This window comes from Methylobacterium sp. WL12 (genome assembly GCF_008039475.1).
Lineage (GTDB): Bacteria > Pseudomonadota > Alphaproteobacteria > Rhizobiales > Beijerinckiaceae > Methylobacterium > Methylobacterium cerastii.
The window spans coordinates 26,194-43,901 of sequence record NZ_VRUW01000012.1; the positions used below are offsets into that span (position 1 = coordinate 26,194).

15 protein-coding genes are annotated in these 17,708 nt (G+C 70.6%); 10 read left to right on the top strand and 5 right to left on the bottom strand.

What is annotated here, in order from left to right; translation table 11 throughout:
- Positions 1–77 precede the first annotated feature (77 nt).
- Entirely contained in the window at positions 78–953 is an 876-nt protein-coding gene (locus tag FV226_RS07285; protein WP_147762375.1) for an alpha/beta hydrolase, read from the bottom strand.
- A 162-nt stretch (positions 954–1,115) separates the two neighbouring features.
- On the opposite strand from FV226_RS07285, the gene FV226_RS07290 reads away from it, so the two are divergent.
- From FV226_RS07290 to FV226_RS07300, 3 genes are read left to right on the top strand one after another with little or no spacing between them, the layout of a single operon-like run.
- The gene (locus FV226_RS07290) at positions 1,116–3,017 is read left to right on the top strand and encodes an extracellular solute-binding protein (protein WP_147762376.1); all 1,902 of its coding nucleotides are present in this window, start codon (positions 1,116–1,118) and stop codon (positions 3,015–3,017) included.
- Entirely contained in the window at positions 3,014–4,870 is a 1,857-nt protein-coding gene (locus FV226_RS07295; protein WP_187278714.1) for an extracellular solute-binding protein, read from the top strand. Before FV226_RS07290 ends, FV226_RS07295 begins: the two co-directional genes overlap by 4 nt.
- Before the next feature lie 55 nt (positions 4,871–4,925).
- Positions 4,926–6,029 (top strand): microcin C ABC transporter permease YejB, encoded by a 1,104-nt coding sequence (locus FV226_RS07300; RefSeq protein ID WP_147762377.1) that lies wholly within the window; start codon positions 4,926–4,928, stop codon positions 6,027–6,029.
- A 7-nt stretch (positions 6,030–6,036) separates the two neighbouring features.
- Here FV226_RS07300 and FV226_RS07305 read toward each other — a convergent pair whose 3' ends face one another.
- Positions 6,037–6,651 carry an NIPSNAP family protein gene (locus FV226_RS07305; protein WP_147762378.1) on the bottom strand — a complete coding sequence of 205 codons (615 nt, stop codon included), beginning with the start codon at positions 6,649–6,651 and terminating at the stop codon, positions 6,037–6,039.
- Positions 6,652–6,670: 19 nt separating this feature from the next.
- Positions 6,671–7,441: a helix-turn-helix transcriptional regulator gene (locus FV226_RS07310; protein ID WP_246691525.1), complete on the bottom strand. Its 771-nt coding sequence runs from the start codon at positions 7,439–7,441 to the stop codon at positions 6,671–6,673.
- Positions 7,442–7,545: 104 nt separating this feature from the next.
- Between FV226_RS07310 and FV226_RS07315 the strand changes: the two genes are divergently transcribed.
- Positions 7,546–8,742: an MFS transporter gene (locus FV226_RS07315; RefSeq protein ID WP_147762379.1), complete on the top strand. Its 1,197-nt coding sequence runs from the start codon at positions 7,546–7,548 to the stop codon at positions 8,740–8,742.
- Positions 8,743–8,781: 39 nt separating this feature from the next.
- A complete protein-coding gene (locus FV226_RS07320; RefSeq protein ID WP_147762380.1) occupies positions 8,782–9,288 on the top strand; it encodes an N-acetyltransferase in 507 nt (168 codons plus the stop codon).
- Between the two features lie 42 nt (positions 9,289–9,330).
- On the opposite strand, the gene FV226_RS07325 is transcribed toward FV226_RS07320, so the two are convergent.
- Positions 9,331–9,900, bottom strand: coding sequence for a c-type cytochrome (locus FV226_RS07325; RefSeq protein WP_147762381.1), 570 nt, complete (start codon positions 9,898–9,900; stop codon positions 9,331–9,333).
- Entirely contained in the window at positions 9,897–11,102 is a 1,206-nt protein-coding gene (locus tag FV226_RS07330; protein ID WP_147762442.1) for a sorbosone dehydrogenase family protein, read from the bottom strand. Before FV226_RS07330 ends, FV226_RS07325 begins: the two co-directional genes overlap by 4 nt.
- A 382-nt stretch (positions 11,103–11,484) precedes the next feature.
- Between FV226_RS07330 and FV226_RS07335 the strand changes: the two genes are divergently transcribed.
- The 5 genes from FV226_RS07335 to FV226_RS07355 all read left to right on the top strand — a co-directional run bounded on the left by FV226_RS07335 (position 11,485) and on the right by FV226_RS07355 (position 17,693).
- Positions 11,485–12,141: a protein-L-isoaspartate O-methyltransferase gene (locus FV226_RS07335; RefSeq protein ID WP_147762382.1), complete on the top strand. Its 657-nt coding sequence runs from the start codon at positions 11,485–11,487 to the stop codon at positions 12,139–12,141.
- A gap of 184 nt (positions 12,142–12,325) precedes the next feature.
- Positions 12,326–13,747, top strand: a complete 1,422-nt coding sequence (locus tag FV226_RS07340) for a TolC family outer membrane protein (protein WP_147762383.1) — start codon at positions 12,326–12,328, stop codon at positions 13,745–13,747.
- Positions 13,748–13,931: 184 nt separating this feature from the next.
- A complete protein-coding gene (locus tag FV226_RS07345; RefSeq protein ID WP_187278715.1) occupies positions 13,932–14,528 on the top strand; it encodes a DUF2497 domain-containing protein in 597 nt (198 codons plus the stop codon).
- A gap of 80 nt (positions 14,529–14,608) precedes the next feature.
- The gene (locus tag FV226_RS07350; protein ID WP_147762384.1) at positions 14,609–17,347 is read left to right on the top strand and encodes a valine--tRNA ligase; all 2,739 of its coding nucleotides are present in this window, start codon (positions 14,609–14,611) and stop codon (positions 17,345–17,347) included.
- Between the two features lie 64 nt (positions 17,348–17,411).
- Positions 17,412–17,693, top strand: a complete 282-nt coding sequence (locus tag FV226_RS07355) for a type II toxin-antitoxin system RelE/ParE family toxin (protein ID WP_147762385.1) — start codon at positions 17,412–17,414, stop codon at positions 17,691–17,693.
- The last annotated feature ends 15 nt before the right edge of the window (positions 17,694–17,708 follow it).

Consider the following 17,708-nt stretch of genomic DNA (forward strand, 5'->3'; position numbering starts at 1 on the left):
GCGTATCCTTGTGCTGGGGCCCGGATCGGGTTCCGCTGACGCTCCACCCGTCCGGGAAATCGGTGCGTGGGTTTCGGTCAGCGAGAGAAGAACCGAGCGATCTCGGCCGCCGCCGCATCCGGCTTCTCGCGGTGCGGGAAGTGCGCCGCGCCTGGAAACGGCGCAAGGTCGAGGTTGGAAAAGTATTCCGGCAGGCGGTCGGTCCAGGCGTAGGGGAAGAGCGGCGAGGAATCGCCCCAGCGGATGCAGGTCGGCACCGCGATGGGTTTCGGCACAGGCGCATCGCCGCGGATCATCGCGATCCGGCCCGCGTTCTGGCTGAGATACCAGTCGAACCCGCCCTGCAGGTTGCCGGGCTGGAGGAAGTTGTCGACGAAATCCTCGATCACGTCGTCGAAGGCGTGCGGGTTCGGACCCGACCAGTGCCGCAGGATGCCGCCGACGTAGGTCTTGCACGCCTCGCGCGACGAGCCGACGAGGTCGGCCGCGTAGGGCATCAGGTGGAAGGATTGGTACCAGATCTCGCGCAGGTTCTCGGGCGCGCCCAGGCGCGGACCGATGCCGCCATATGGGGAATCGAAGAAGAACAGGCCCTCCAGCCGCTCGGGCGCCGTGTGCGCCAGCCCCTGCGCGACGTAGGCGCCGACGTCGTGCGAGACCACGCCGACGCGATCGAGTCCGAGGGCGTCGAGGAGGGCGAGCATGTCCTGCACGTGGACCTTGGGCCCGACCTTGTCGTTGGGGCCGGCATCGGGCTTGCCGGTCCGGCCGAAGCCGCGGAGGTCCGGCGCGATGCAGGTGAAGCGCTCGGAAAGCCGCGTCATCACCGGCTCCCAGGTCAGCCAGAATTCCGGCCAACCGTGAAGCAACAGCAGCGGCGGCCCGCTGCCCACCTGCGCGACGTGCAGGTCGAGGCCGTTCAACGGGAGGGTGTCGTGGCGGATCGTCGGCATCGGTCTTCCTGTGCTGTCGGCCCCAACGCGCGGCGGGCCGCAGGGTTGTCGCCGGTGCGGCGGGGTCTGCGCGGACGCGCCGGGTTGGCGTGGCGGCGCGGTCCGTCCTAAGCAGGCTGGGATGGCCCGGCGACGGGCCGACGGACCGGAGACCGCCCCCTCGTGACAGCGCATCCCGTGATCGGACGTTTCTTCGCCGCCACCTTGGCCGCCGCCCTGACGCTCTCGTGCATCGCAGGCCCCGCGGGCGCGCAGTCCGAGCCGGCGCCCCCGGCGGCCGGCGCCGGCTGGGTCCACGCGGTGACGCTGATGGGCCAGCCGAAATACGGCCCGGACTTCAAGCATTTCGACTACGCCGACCCAGGCGCCCCCAAGGGCGGCCTCGTGCGCCTCGGGGCGCAGGGCGGGTTCGACAACTTCAACCTCGTGGTCTCGGGCTTGAAGGGCGACCTCGAAGGCGGGATCGCGCTGCTCTACGACACGCTTACCACCGAATCCCTCGACGAGCCCTTCACCTCCTACGGCCTGCTGGCCGAGGCGCTTCGGGTCGCGCCCGACCTCGGCTCGGTGACCTACCGCCTGCGCGAGAACGCGAAGTGGCACGACGGCGTCACGGTCACCCCCGAGGACGTGGTCTGGTCGTTCGAGACCTTCAAGGCGAACAGCCCGCGCTACGCCGCCTACTACCAGACCGTGGCGAAGGCGGAAGCCGCCGGCCCGCGCGAGGTGACCTTCACCTTCACCGAGACCGGCAACCGCGAGTTGCCGCAGGTGATCGGGCAGCTCCCCGTGCTGCCCAAGCACTGGTGGACGGGCAAGGACGCACAAGGGCGCCAGCGCAACGTCGCCGAGACGACGCTGGAGCCGCCGCTGGGATCGGGCCCGTACAAGCTGGATAAATTCGATCCCGGCCGCTCGGCGACCTATGTCCGCGTCGCCGACTACTGGGGCAAGGACCTGGCGGTGAATGCCGGGCGCAACAACTTCGGCACCCAGCGCTACGAGTATTTTCGCGACGGGACGGTGCTGGTCGAGGCGCTGAAGGGCGACCTCTACGACTTCCGCGCCGAGAACATCGCCCGCAACTGGGCCACCGCCTACGACGACTTCCCCGCGGTGAAGGACGGCCGCCTGATCAAGGAGGCCTTCCCCGACCGCGGCAACGGCAACATGCAGGCGTTCATCTTCAACACCCGCAAGGACAAGTTCAAGGACCCGCGCGTGCGGCGCGCCTTCAACCTTGCGATGAACTTCGAGGAGATGAACCGGGCGCTGTTCTACGGCTTGTATAAGCGCATCGACTCGTACTTCTACGGCTCCGAGCTCGCCGCCTCCGGCATGCCCGAGGGCGAGGAGAAGGCGCTGCTCGACACGGTGAAGGACAAGGTGCCGCCGTCCGTCTTCACCACGCCCTACAAGAACCCCGTGAGCGAGACGCCGGAGGCCGTGCGCACGAACCTGCGCGAGGCCGTGCGCCTGCTGCGCGAGGCCGGCTACGAGCAGCGCGACGGGCGCATGGTGAACAAGGCGACGGGCGAGCCGCTCACCGTCGAATTCCTGGAGTTCCAGAACACCTTCGAGCGGGTGATCCTGCCGTTCTCGGCGCAGCTCAAGCTCATCGGCGTCGGCACCTCGCTGCGAGTGATCGACCAGGCGCAGTACCAGAACCGGCTGCGCAACTTCGACTTCGACGTCACCACCGGCTCCTGGCCGGAATCGCTCTCGCCGGGCAACGAGCAGCGCGAGTACTGGAGCTCGGCATCTGCCGACAAGCCCGGCTCGCGCAACCTCATCGGCATCAAGGATCCCGCGATCGACGCGCTGATCGAGAAGGTGATCTTTGCCAAAGACAGGCCCGGCGTGCTGGCGGCGACCCATGCACTGGACCGGGTGCTGCTGTCCCACGACTTCGTCGTGCCGCAATGGGCCTCGAACGTCTCGCGGACCCTGCGCTGGAACCGGTTCGCGCATCCGGCCGTCCTGCCGCTCTACGGCTCGTCCGGCTTCCCGACGACGTGGTGGTACGACGAGGCGGCGGCCGCCAAGACCGGGGCGCCGCGTTGAGCCGGGTCTCCCGCCGTTCGCTCGTCCTCGGGGCGGGCGCGCTCGGCGTCGCCGCGGCTCTGCCGCGCGGCTCGGTCGCCCAAACCGTGGCATCGCACGGGATGTCGAGCTTCGGCGAGCTGAAGTACCCGAAGGACTTCCAGCGCTTCGACTACGTGAACCCGATGGCGCCCCGCGGCGGGCGGTTCTCGTCGCAGCTGAGCCAGACCTTCGGCAACCAGGCGGCCGACACCTTCAACACCCTGAACGCCTACGTGCTGCAGGGGGAGGGGGCCGCCGGCATGAACCTCACCTTCGACAGCCTGATGTTGCGGGCGCTGGACGAGCCGGACGCGCTCTACGGCCTCGTCGCGCGGTCGGTGGCGGTATCCGACGACGGGCTGACCTACACCTTCACCCTGCGGCCGCAGGCGCGCTTCCACGACGGCGCGAAGCTGACGGCGAAGGACGTGGCGTTCAGCCTCAAGCTGCTGCGCGAGAAGGGCCACCCCGAGATTTCCGAGGTGATCCGCGACATGCGCGATGCGACGGCGCCCGACGACGCGACGGTGGTGATCACCTTCGCACCCGGCCGCGCCCGCGACCTGCCGCTCACGATCGCGCAACTGCCGATCTTCTCCGCGGCCTACTACGGAAAACGCGACTTCTCGGCCTCCACCCTGGAACCGCCGCTCGGCTCCGGCCCGTATCAGGTGGGGCGCGTCGACGTCGGGCGATCGATCGAGTTCGAGCGGGTCCGCGACTATTGGGCCGCGGAGCTGCCGGCGATGGTCGGGCAGAACAACTTCGACGCGATCCGGTACGAGTATTTCCGTGACCGCAACGTCGCCTTCGAGGCGTTCAAGGGCGGCGCCTTCACCTTCCGCGAGGAGTTTACCGCGCGGGTCTGGGCCACCGGCTACGACTTCCCGGCGGCGAACGAAGGCCGGGTCGTGCGCACCACCGTGCCGGATGCCCGGCCCTCGGGCACGCAGGGCTGGTGGATGAACACGCGGCGGCCGGCCTTCCGCGACCCGCGGGTGCGCGAGGCGATCGGCCTGTGCTTCGACTTCGAATGGACGAACAAGAACATCATGTTCGGCGCCTACGTGCGCACGGCCTCGTTCTTCGAGAACTCGATCCTGAAGGCCGTCGGCACGCCCTCGCCCGCGGAGCTGGCGTTGCTCGGGTCCCTGCGGAACGACCTGCCGGCGGAGGTGTTCGGCGAGCCGTGGACGCCGCCGACCTCCGACGGGTCGGGGCAGGACCGGGCGCTGCTCAAGCGCGCCGACGCGCTGCTGCGCGAGGCCGGCTGCACCCGCGACGGCGGCCTGCTCACGCTGCCCGGCGGCAAGCCGTTCACGATCGAGTTCCTCGATTCGAGCCCGGCGCTGGAGCCGCACACCCACCCCTTCATCCGCAACCTCGGCCTGCTCGGCATCCGGGCGACGATCCGCACCGTCGACGCCTCGCAGTACCAGTCGCGGCTCAAGGACTTCGACTTCGACATCACCTCGCGGCGCTACGCCAGCGGCATGACCCCGGGCGCAGAGCTGCGCGAGACCTACGGGTCGCGCTCGGCCGCGACGCCCGGCTCCAACAACCTGTCGGGCATCGCCGACCCGGCGATCGACGCGCTGCTCACCGCGATCGCCGACGCGACATCGCGCGAGGCGCTGGACGCCGCCTGCCGGGCACTCGACCGCGTGTTGCGCGCCGGGCGCTACTGGGTGCCGATGTGGTATGCCGGCACGCACCGGCTCGCGCTCTGGGACGTCTACGGCCACCCCGCGGAGGGGCCGAAATACGATCTCGGCGCGCCGGCGGTGTGGTGGTTCGACGCCGACAAGGCCCGGCGCATCGGCCGGGACTGAACCGAGGCGCCAGACCGTCGAGGCCCGGCCTTCGGCGACACAGGAGAACCCTTCCTTGCTCGGCTATGTCCTGCGCCGCATCGGCCTGATGATCCCGACCCTGTTCGGGATCATGCTGATCACCTTCACCATCGTGCAGTTCGCCCCCGGCGGGCCGGTAGAGCGGGTGCTCGCGCAGATGCAGGGGCAGGGCGACGGCACGCTCTCGCGGGTCACCGGCGGCACCGGCGACCTCGGCGGCGCGAGCCGGCCGGCCTCCGGCGGCGAGGCGAGCTCGCGCTACCGCGGCGCGCAGGGGCTGAGCCCCGATTTCATCGCCAAGCTCGAGAAGCAGTTCGGCTTCGACAAGCCGGCGCCCGAGCGCTTCGCCAAGATGCTCTGGGACTACGTCCGCTTCGATTTCGGGCGCAGCTACTTTCGCGACGTCACCGTCATCGAGCTGATCAAGGAGCGGTTGCCGGTCTCGATCTCGCTGGGGCTGTGGATGACGCTGCTGTCCTACGCGATCTCGATCCCGCTCGGCATCCGCAAGGCGGTCTCGGACGGGGCGCGCTTCGACCGCTGGACCTCGTTCGTCGTGATCGTCGGCTACTCGGTGCCCGGGTTCATGTTCGGGCTGATGCTGATCATCCTGTTCTCAGGCGGGTCGTTCTTCCAGTGGTTCCCCTTGCGCGGCCTGACCAGCGAAGGCTGGGAGACGTTCACGACCTGGCACAAGGTCACCGACTACGCCTGGCACATGGTGCTGCCGCTGACCGCGCTGGTGATCGGCGCCTTCGCGACCTCGACCCTGCTCACCAAGAACTCGTTCCTCGACGAGATCCGCAAGCAATACGTGCTCACCGCGCGGATGAAGGGCAATTCCGAGCGACGCGTGCTCTACGGCCACGTCTTCCGCAACGCGATGCTGATCGTGATCGCGGGCTTTCCCGGCGCCTTCATCTCGGCCTTCTTCACCGGCTCGCTGCTGATCGAGACGATCTTTTCGCTCGACGGCCTCGGCGAGCTCTCGTTCCGGGCTATCGTCGGGCGCGACTACCCGGTGGTGTTCGCGACCTTGTACATCTTCTCGCTGCTCGGGCTCGCGGTGAACCTGCTCTCCGACCTGATCTACGTCTGGATCGACCCGCGCATCGACTTTTCCGCCCGGGCCACCTGAGCGGTCCTCACGTCAGCGGCGACCAAGCCTCGGGCAGCCCGATGCTGGAGACGGCCTCGGCGATGTGGTCGGGGCCGCCCTTCGGCGGCCAGTGCCCGGAGCCCTGCGCCGCCCGGCGAAGGGACGCCCGCTCCTCCAGGCTGGGGAAGCCCCAGACGTGGGTGATCCGCGGTGCGCCGTCGAGGGCGTACATGTTGATCACGAGGTGGTCCGTGTAGGGCTTGGCCGGCGGGACCGCGGCCTCCCAGGCGTCCAGCGTGGGCGCCAGGCCGCCGGGCTTCAGACGGTAGGTGCGGAACTCGTAGACGGCGCCCCGCGCTCCGGTCCGCACCGGCGGCAGGAACGGGAAGGCCGCATAGCTGTCCATCTCCAAGGCGGTGACGACGGCGCCGGCATGGAACGGGTTCGCGCTGGTCAGGGCGCGGCGGCGCTCGGCGCTCATGTCCTCGGGCGCCTCGAAGCCGCGCAGGATCAGGAGCCGGCCGAGCATCCCGATCTCCGTGCGCCAGCTCCCGAGCAGCGTGCCGCCGGCCTCGGGCGCGCCGACCCAGGCGGCCGCCCCCTCGGAGGCTCGTCCGAGCGCGTTCAGCGGACACGAGAGCGCGGCGAGTTCGTACAGCAATGGTCTGGCCTCCGGTCGGTCAGCCAGGATTATGGGGCCGCGGGCCGTCCGCGCCCAGCACCCGCCCGACCGTCGCGCGCAGGGCGTGGCGGCTGCGATACCCCACCGCCGCCGCCACGTGCCCGGCCGGGCGGCCGTCGGCGGCGAGCGCCAGCGCGCGGATCACCCGCGCCCGCGCCCGCCAGTCGCCGAAACTGAGGCCGGTCTCGCGGCGGAAGCCGCGGGTCAGCGTGCGCCGGCTCGCCCCGGCCCGCTCCGCCCAGGCGTCGAGGTCTTCGGCGCAGGCCGGGTCGGCGATCAGCCCGAGGCAGACCCGGCGCAGGCGCGGGTCGCGCGGGAGCGGCAGGGCCAACGGCGTCTCGGGCGCGTGGCCGATCTCGTCGAGCACCAGGGCGGCGAGATGCCCGCCGCGGCCCGCCTCGTCGTACAGCACCGGCTCCTCGGCCAGCGCCGCCAAAGCCGCGGCCAGCAGCGGCGAGACCGCGATCACCCGGCAGCGTTCCGGGACGGCGGCGAAGGCGCGCGGATCGAGGTAGGCCGAGCACATCGCCACCGCCCCATGCATCGCCACCGCATGCGGCAGGCGCGGCGGGATCAGCAGCGCGTGCCCCTCCGGCACGACCCAGGTGCCGTCGTCGGCCGACGCCATCATCAGCCCGGCGGTGGCGTAGAGCAGCTGCGCACGCGGGTGGAAGTGCCGGTCGGTCCGACTCGCCGCGGCGAAGGTCTTCGGCATCACCGCGACCGCGCGAGGCACGGTCTGGTAGTCGGCGGCGTCGGTCGATCGCAACGGCACCGCGCACCCTCGCAGAATGGCCTGGTAGTGTACATCTGCGGCCCGACGCCGTCCATCGGGTCAGGCTATCGAGCGACGATCCCGAAGGACATGCCGCGATGAGCCCGGAAGACCTCTCCAGCCGCACCCTGCGCTTCGTCAACGTCGCGCACGCCCTCGACCACTTCGTGCTGCTGATCTACCCGACCGCGGTGATCGCCATCGCGAGCCAGACGGGCCTCGGCTACGGCGAGCTGATCGGGCTCGCCACCGGCGCCTTCGTCGCCTTCGGCCTGTGCTCGCTGCCGATGGGCTCGCTCGCCGACCGCTTCGGCCGGCGCAACATGCTCGCCGTGTTCTTCTTCGCCTACGGCCTGTCATGCCTCGGGGTCGCGAGCGCAACGAGCCCCACCGCCTTCGCGGTCTGGCTCTGCGTGCTCGGCCTCGCCTCGGCGATCTACCACCCGGTCGGCTCCAGCATGCTCGTGACCCATGCACGGCGGCTCGGGCGCGACCTCGGCATCAACGGGGTCTGGGGCAATTTCGGCGCGGCGTCGGCCTCAGGGGCGACCGCGCTGCTCGCGACGACGCTGGGCTGGCGGGCCGCCTTCGTGGTGCCGGGCCTCGTGTGCCTCGCCTGCGGCGCGGCCTTCGTCGCGATGGTGCCGGGCGACGGCGACGGCGAGGCGCGCAAGGCCGGCGCGGCGGGTGTCATCCCGGTGACGCGCCCGATGGCCCTGCTGGCGATGTTCGGCGTGGCGATCTTCGCCGGCGGCATCACCTTCAACGTCACCACGATCTCGCTGCCGAAGGTGATCGACGAGGGCGTCGGGCAGGCCCTGTCGCTCACCTCGATCGGCTCGATCGCCACCGCCGTGTTCGTGTTCGGCGCGATGACCCAGCTGCTGATGGGCCGCCTCGTCGACCGCTTCGGCCTTCCGAGCCTGTTCCTCGGCCTCTCGGTGCTGCAGCCGGTCGGCCTCGGGATCGCTGCGGCGACCACGGGTCCGCTGCTGCTGCTCGGGGTGGTGCTGGCGATCGCCGCGATCTACGGGCAGGTCGTCATCAACGACGCGATGATCGCCCGCTACGTCCCGGCGCACCAGCGCGCGAAGGCCTACAGCCTGCGCTACTTCGTGGGCTTCACCGCGAGCGGCTTCGTGGTCCCGGTCATCGCCCTCCTGCACGATCGCGGCGGCTTCCCCCTCGTGCTCGGGATGGCGGCGGCCTTCGGCGCGCTGATCTGGGTCGCCGCCTTCGGCTTCTACCGGCTGGTGCGGGGCGACGCGCGGCCGGGCCTCGCCGCCGCCGAGTAGCGGCTGCGGCGCGGCGCGAAACCTGTTACGGCGGACATCGTGACAGCCCTCTCCCTCGTCATCCGCCCCGAGACGCCCGACGATCACGACGCGATCGAGCGGCTGCACGCCCGCGCGTTCGGGCCGGGGCGCTACGCGCGCACCGCCTTCCGGCTCCGCGAGGGCGCCGCGCATCGGGCCGACCTCAGCGTCACGGCGTCCGTCGGCAGCTTCCTCGTCGGCTCGGTGCGGATGGCGCCGGTGACGGCCGGCGGCATCGGCTTCCTGGCGCTCGGGCCGCTGGCCGTCGACCCGAGCTTCTCGGGCCGCGGCGTCGGCACGGCGCTGATGCAGGCGAGCCTGGCCGCGGCGACGCAGGCCGGCGAGGGCCTCGTGATCCTCGTCGGCGACGCGCCGTTCTACGCCCGCTTCGGGTTCCGCCCGGTGCCGGCCGGGCAGCTGGTCCTTCCGGGCCCGGTCGACCCGGCCCGCTTCCTCGCCCTGGAGCTGAAGCCCGATTTCCTCGCCACCGCGCAGGGGCCGGTCGCGGCGGACCGTAGGAGCTGACAGGCGGCGAGAGCTGACGGGCCGAGCGCGCCGAAGGTCGGCTCAGAGCCGCGCGATGTAGGCGGCGAGGTCGGCGATCTCGTCGTCCTTCAGCGTCTGCGCGACCTCGTTCATCGCCGGATCGTAGCCGGGTCGTGCGTTCGAGCGATACGCCGCGAGCGCCGCCTTGAGATAGTCCTCGCGCTGGCCGCGGATGCGCGGGAGCGCGTCGCGTCCGGCGAGGTCGGCACCGTGGCAGGAGTTGCACTGGTGCTTGGACACGAGCGCCTGCGCCCGCGCGGCGAGCGCCGGATCGGGCGGCCCGCCCGCGGCGACCGGTGCGGGCAAAGCGGCCAGGGCATCGGCGAAGGCGCGCAGGTCGTCGTCGGAGAGACCGGCGGCCATCTCGTTCATCGGCGCCGCCTCGCGCTGCCGCTCCCGGAACTGGAACAGCTGCGTGACGACGTAGTCGGCCTGTTGCGCCCCGAGGGAGGGCACGCCCTCGGTCTCGGAGGTGCCCTGCGCCCCGTGGCAGGCGAGGCAGGGTGCGAGGCGCTCACCCAACGGAGCGGACGAGGCCGCCCCGAGGAGGAGCGTCGCGAGGGCGAGCGCGGGGGCGAGCGATCGGATCATTTCGCGGCGCTGACCCGGTAGATCGCGCCGTTGTAGTCGTCCGAGACCAGGAGCGCGCCGTCCTGGGCGACCAGCACGTCGACCGGGCGGCCGACATACGTGTTGTCCTGCAGGAAGCCGGTAAGGAACGGCTCGACGGAGGCGACCTTGCCGTCGGGTCCGAGCCGCGCCACCACCACGTCGCCGCCGAGCTTGCGCGTACGGTTCCACGAGCCGTGCCGGGCGATGAACATTGCGTTCTTGTAGTCCGCCGGGAACATCGCGCCGGTGTAGAAGCGCAGGCCGAGCGAGGCGGTGTGCGGGCCGAGCAGGGCCGCCGGCGCCGTGAACTCGGCGCAGGAATGGCCCCAGCCGTATTCCGGGTCGGTGAAGGTGCCCTGGTGGCAGTACGGGAAGCCGAAATGCTGCTTGCCGGGCTCGGTCAGCACGTTCAGCTCGTCGTTCGGGATGTCCTCCGAGACCCAGTCGCGGCCGTTGTCGGTGAACCAGAGCTGCTTCGTCGTGGGGTTCCAGTCGAAGCCGACGGTGTTGCGCACGCCGCGGGCGACCACCTCGACGTTCTTGCCGTCGAGGTCCATCCGCCGGATCTGGGCATGGGTGTCGGGCGGCATCGTGATGTTGCCGGGCGATCCCACCGGCACGTAGAGCTTGTCGTCGGGGCCGATGGCGATGAACTTCCAGCCGTGCGCTTCGTCCTTAGGCAGGTCGTCGTAGACCAGCACCGGCTTCGGCACGTCGTCGAGGTGGGCCTCGATGCCGTCGTAGCGCCAGATCTTCGAGAGCTCGGCCACGAACAGCGACCCTTCGTGGAACGCGAGCCCGTTCGGCCGGTGCAGGCCGGTGGCGATGGTCTTGACCTCGCGCTTCCCGTCCGGCCCGACCTTTGCCGGGATCGCGTAGACCTTGCCGACCGCGCGGGTGCCGACGAACAGCGTCCCGTCCGGGCTCTGGCGCATCGAGCGGGCGTTGGCGAGACCGCTGGCGTAGACCTCGACCTTGAAGCCCTCGGGCACGATCAGCTTGTCGAGGGGAAGCTTGGCCAGGGCGGTGGCGAGCGGCGGCGCGGCGATCGGTGCAAGCTTGGCGGCGTCCCCGCCCTCGGGCCGGCCGAAGAGCGCCGAGCCCTTATCGACGGGGGGCGCGGCGGGGGCGGGGCTCGCCGGCTGCTGCGCCGCGGCGCCCTGCAGGGCGAGGCAGGTCATCGCCAGGGCGGCGAGGCTTCGGCTCAGGACGGGTGTCACGCGGCGTCTCCCAGGCTGGGCAGGATGTAGGTTCGGCGGATGCAGGCTCGGCGGGATGAAGGCGCGCCGCGCCGGCTCCCGTTCGCAATCGCATACGTTATTCACAACATGCGCCGCCAAAGCGAGGGCCGGCGCCGCGACCGGGAAACAGCAGCCCCGCCCCGTCACCCGTCGGCGCGGATGCCCTGACGAACGCACCCGCGCGCGGCAGGCCGGCCCGGCGCAACCTTGCCTTTTGGCATCCGATCCCCGAGAAACCGGCTGATCCGGAAGCGTGAGCGCGGCGTCGAGCCGGCGCTCGGCGAAACCGGAACGATCGAACCGCGTCGAGGAACCCGTCTCCATGCTCGATTACGCGCAGGCCCGACGCCTGATGGTCGACTGCCAGCTCCGGACTTTCGACGTGAACGACATCACGGTGCTCGACGCGTTCGACGCGGTGCCGCGCGAGGATTTCGTGCCGCCGGGGGCGGAGCCCTTCGCCTACATCGACCAGAATCTGAAGCTCGGCGGCAGCGAGGGCGACGTCCGCTACATGCCGGCCTCGATGCTGCTCGCCCGGATGATCCAGGCGCTGCGCGTCGGCAACGGCACGCGGGTGCTCGATGTCGGCACCGGATACGGCTACGCCGCCGCCCTGATGGCGCGCCTCGGCGGCCGGGTCACGGCCCTCGAAGTCGATCCCGCCCTGGCCGAGGCGGCGCGGGCACGGCTCGCCGGGACGCAGGTCGAGGTGGCGGAAGGACCGCTCACCGAGGGCCAGCCCAAGGCCGGCCCCTACGACGCGATCCTGATCAACGGCCGCGTCGAGGTCCGCCCGCAGGCGCTCCTCGACCAGCTCAAGGACGAGGGCCGCCTCGTCTGCGTGCTCGGACGCGACAAGTCGGCGAAGGCGACCCTGTTCGTCCGCGCCGGCGATGCCTTCGGCGCCCGCCCGCTGTTCGACGCCGCCCTGCCGGGCCTCGCGGCGTTCCGCGAAGAGGCCGGCTTCGCGTTCTGAGCGGCGCGTCGGTGCACCCCGGTCGCGCGCCGGGGGTGTCGCTTTTATGCGCCACGTCGGAACGATTTGGGGGCAGGCCGCCCGTTGGCCTGGGCCAGGTCTTAACGAATAGGCTAAGGTTCGCCCCAGGGCGGGCGTGACCGGGCCGGCGTGCAAGCGCGGCATCCGTCGCAAGACGGACGAGATGGTCTTCGAGAAACCGCAAGGGCTGATCGACGTGACACAACGCAAACCTGCGACGCGCCCCGCGCTTCGGCTGGCCGGCTTCGCCGTCGCAGCCGGGCTGGCGGCTGGTCCGGCGGCGTCCGAGACGCTCGAATCGGCGCTCGCGAAGGCCTATGGCGGCAACCCGCAGCTCAATGCCAGCCGCGCGAACGTCCGCGCCACCGACGAGGGCGTCGCGATCGCGAAGTCCGGCTACCGGCCGACCGCGGCCATCAGCGCTGACATCGGCCAGAGTTACCTCGAAGGCCGCGTCTCCCGCCAGCAGCTCGCCGTGACGACGACGCCGGGAGGCGCCGGGCTCACGGTCAACCAGACGCTGTTCAACGGGTTCCAGACCGACAACAACACCCGCCGCGCCGAGTCGAACGTCTACAGCCAGCGCGAGAGCCTGCGCTCCACCGAGATGACGGTGCTGTACAGTGGCGTCACCTCCTACATGAACGTGCTCAGCAACACCGCGACCCTGGAGCTGAACCGCAACAACGTCGAGGTGCTCGAGGAGCAGCTCCGCCAGACCCGGGACCGCTTCAACGTCGGCGAGGTCACCCGAACCGACGTCGCCCAGGCCGAGGCCCGCCTCGCCGGCGCCCGCTCGCAGGTCAGCGTCGCGGAATCGAACCTGCGCACCAGCATCGGCACCTATCGCCAGAACATCGGCGTCGAGCCGCGTCAGCTCGCCCCCGGCCGCCCCCTCGACCGCTACGTCCCGGCCAGCCTCGATGCGGCGATCGCCATCGGCCTGCAGGAGCACCCGCAGATCCTGTCGGCGCTGCATGCGGTCGACGCGGCCGAGGCGCAGGTCAAGGTCCTCGAAGGCGCCCTCTACCCGACGGTCGGCCTGCAGGGCAGCGTCCAGCAGCGCTACGACCAGACTTTCCCCGGCGACAACTTCGTGTCCGCGTCGATCGTCGGCCGCGTGACGATCCCGCTCTACCAGGGCGGACAGGAATACGCGCAGATCCGCCAGCAGAAGGAGGTGGTCGGCCAGACCCGCATCCAGGCCGACCTCGTCCGCGACCAGGTCCGCGCCCAGGTTGTGGACTTCTGGGGCCGCCTGGAGGCGGCCAAGGCTCAGGTGATCGCGGCCCAGGCCCAGGTTCAGGCCAACGAGGTCGCCCTCAACGGCGTGCGCGAAGAGGCCCGCGTCGGGCAGCGCACGACCCTCGACGTGTTGAACGCGCAGCAGGAACTGCTCGTCTCCCGGGTGAACCTCATCACCGCCCAGCGCGACCGGGTGATCTTCTCCTACGGCGTGGTCCAGGCGATCGGTCGCCTGACGGCTCGCTACACCGCGGTACCGGTGGCTGCCTACAGCGCCAAGGTCCACTACGACCAGGTCAAGGACCTGTGGTACGGCGTGCGCTCGCCGGATGGCCGCTGAGGCGACGCGAATCGCGCGGGTTCCCCTGCGGGGAGCCCGGCAGGCCCGGCCGACCAGAATGCGGCGACCGGGACGTGATTTCCCGAGGACTGTGCTTCCGCTGCGCTTGTCGTGCGAGCGCAGCGTGGAATACTCCATCGGATAGGTGTTTTCCGTTCCTCTCACGTTTTCGAGCGCCGTCCGGATGAGTGCAGCGAGCCCCAAGATCCAGGACAAGGCGACGGAGAAGGCGCACGAGCCTTCCATGGAGGAGATCCTGGCCTCGATCCGCCGGATCATCGCCGACGACCAGGCCGTGAAGCCGCCGGAGCCGGCCGCCGTCCGGCCGCCCACGCACGAGAACGACGACGTGCTCGACCTCGCCGACATGGACGAGCCGGCACCACCGCCGCGCCCGGCCGCGAAGCCCGCTCCGCTCGAACTCGAGGCCTTGGACTTCGACGCGATCGACTTCGACGCGCTGGAGGTGGAACCCGAGCCCGAGCCGCCCCCCGCGCTGCGTGCGGCCGCGCCCCAGCCCGCACGCCGTCCGGAGCCGGCATATGAACCCGAACCTGAGGCGGAGACCGCGCCGCTGATCTCCTCGGCGGCCGGCGCCAGCGTGAACCAGGCCTTCAACCTGCTCGCCAACACCGTGTCGAGCCAGAACGCGCGCAGCCTGGAAGACCTCGTCCAGGACATGCTGAAGCCGATGCTCAAGGCGTGGCTCGACGACAACCTGCCGGTGATGGTCGAGCGGCTGGTGCGCGTCGAGATCGAGCGGGTCGCCCGCGGCCGCTGACGGGCCCCGTGTTGACGGGAGGCCCGAGACGGGTTGAAAGCGGGCTCGAAATTCCAAGACGGACCCGCGATCACCCGCCCATGATGGACAAGACCTTCGACCCGGCCGGCGCCGAGGCGCGCGCGAGCGCCGCGTGGACGCACGCCGACGCCTTCCGCGCCGGGCGCCCGGACCGGGCCGGCGCCGAGCCCTACTGCATCGTCATCCCGCCGCCGAACGTGACGGGATCGCTGCATATCGGCCACGCGCTCAACAACACCCTGCAGGACATCCTCGCCCGCTTCGAGCGGATGCGCGGCCGCGACGTGCTGTGGCAGCCGGGCATGGACCATGCCGGCATCGCCACGCAGATGGTGGTCGAGCGCCGGATGGCGGAGGCGCAGGAGCCCGGCCGCCGCGAGATCGGCCGCGCGGCCTTCCTCGACAAGGTCTGGGCCTGGAAGGCGGAATCGGGCGGCGCCATCGTCTCGCAGCTCAAGCGGCTCGGCGCCTCCTGCGACTGGTCGCGCGAGCGCTTCACCATGGGCGAGCGCGGGGCGCCGGACGAGCAGATGGTCCGCGCGGTCACGAAGGTCTTCGTCGACCTGCATGCCCAGGGGCTGATCTACCGCGACAAGCGCCTCGTGAACTGGGACCCGAAGTTCCAGACCGCGATCTCGGACCTCGAGGTCCAGCAGGTCGAGGTGAAGGGCCACCTCTGGCACTTCGACTATCCGGTGGTGGACGAGGCCGGCGCCGAGACCGGGGCGATCATCACCGTCGCGACGACGCGCCCCGAGACGATGCTCGGCGACACGGCGGTGGCGGTCCACCCGGAGGACGAGCGCTACACCGCGCTCGTCGGCAGCTACGTGCGCCTGCCGCTGGTCGGCCGCCTGATCCCGATCGTCGCCGACGACTACTCGGACCCGGAGAAGGGCACCGGCGCGGTCAAGATCACGCCCGCGCACGACTTCAACGACTTCGAGGTCGGCCGCCGCCACGGCTGCCGCCCGATCAACATCCTGGACAGCGAGGCGCGGATCGCGCTCGACGGCAACGCCGACTTCCTGGCCGACGCGAACCCGGATGCGGAGGCGCTGGCCCTCCACGGCCTCGACCGGTTCGCGGCCCGCAAGGCCGTGGTCGCGCTGATGGAAGCGGCAGGGCGCCTTCGGGAGATCGAGGCCAACACCCATGCCGTCCCACACGGCGACCGCTCGGGCGTGGTGATCGAGCCCTACCTCACCGACCAGTGGTACGTGAACGTGAAGCCGCTGGCCGAGCGCGCGCTGCAGGCGGTGCGCGACGGGCGCACCCGCTTCGTGCCGGAGAATTCGGAGAAGACGTTCTTCCAGTGGCTCGAGAACATCGAGCCGTGGTGCATCTCGCGCCAGCTCTGGTGGGGGCACCAGATCCCGGTCTGGTACGATGCGGATGGCGGCGTCTACGTCGCCGGCACCGAGGCCGAGGCGCAGGCACAGGCCGCGGAGAAGCAGGGCCGCGCGGTCGATCTCGTCCGCGACGAGGACGTCCTCGACACCTGGTTCTCCTCCGCCCTGTGGCCGTTCTCGACGCTCGGCTGGCCGGAGAAGACCGCGGAACTCGCGCGCTACTACCCGACCAACACGCTCGTCACCGGCAAGGACATCCTGTTCTTCTGGGTCGCGCGGATGATGATGCTCGGCCTGCACGTCACCAACGACGTGCCGTTCGACACGGTCTACCTGCACACGCTGGTGCGCGACGCCTCCGGCGCCAAGATGTCGAAGTCGAAGGGCAACGTCGTCGATCCGCTCGGGCTGATCGACCAGTACGGCGCCGACGCCTTGCGCTTCACCCTGACGGCGCTCGCCGCGCAGGGGCGGGACATCAAGCTCAGCCCGGCCCGCGTCGAGGGCTACCGCAACTTCGCGACCAAGCTCTGGAACGCCGCGCGGTTCGCCGAGATGAACGGCTGCGCCCTCGATCCCGCCTTCGACCCGAAAGCGGTGCGGGAGCCGCTGAACCGCTGGGCGCTCGGCGAGGCGGCGCGCGCGGTCGCCGAGGTCACGGCAGCCCTGGAGGCCTACCGCTTCAACGACGCGGCGGCCGCGGCCTACCGCTTCGTCTGGAACATTTTCTGCGACTGGACGATCGAACTCGCCAAGCCCGTGCTTCAGGGCGAGGGCGTCGAGGCCGGGCTGAAGGCGGAGACGCAAGCCACCATCGCGTTCATCATCGACCAGATCGCCAAGCTCCTGCATCCGTTCATGCCGTTCCTCACCGAGGAGCTGTGGGCGATCAAGGGCGAGGCGATCGCCAACCGCGGCCTGCTCACGCTCCAATCCTGGCCCGACCTGTCGGGGCTGGCGGATGCCGAGGCCGAGGCCGAGATCGGCTTCGTCGTCGACCTCGTCTCCGAGGTGCGCTCGGCCCGCTCCGAGACCGGGGTGCCCGCGGGCGCCCAGGTCCCGCTGGTGATCGTCGGCGCCGACGCAGGCGTGCGGGCGCGCGTCGGCACCTGGCACGACACGCTGGTGCGGCTCGCCCGCCTGTCCGAGATCGGCTTCGCCGACGCCGCCCCGCGAAACGCGGCGCAGCTCCTCGTGCGCGGCAGCGTCGCCGCGCTGCCGCTGGAAGGGATCGTCGACCTCGGCGCCGAGGTGGCGCGCTTGAAGAAGGAGGCCGCCAAGGCCGAAGGCGAGATCAAGAAGCTCGACGGCAAGCTCGGCAACGCCGACTTCGTGGCGCGCGCCCCCGAGGAGGTGATCGAGGAGAGCCGCGAGCGGCGCGAGGCCGAGGCCGAGCGGCTGGCCAAGCTTCACGAGGCGCTGGCGCGGTTGAGCGAGGCGAACTGAGGATCACCCCTTGGCGGTCAGCCGAAATATATGATACGTACCTCGTATCATATCGTGGGTCTCGATGATCGGGTCGTTCCGCGGCCGTCATACGCAGGCGCTCTACGAAGACGGCATCGAGCGGCGGGCATGGCACGCCATCATCGAACCGGCGCTGCGGAAGCTCGACATGCTCGCCGCGGCCGTCGCAGTGGGCGATCTTCGCAGCCCGCCGGGCAATCGTCTGGAGAAGCTGGGCGGCGATCGGAAGGGTCAGTGGAGCATCCGCATCAACGATCAGTGGCGCCTTTGCTTCCGTTGGACGGCGGCAGGCGCCGAAGATGTCGAGATCGTCGATGATCATTAGGTCGGACCGGAGCAT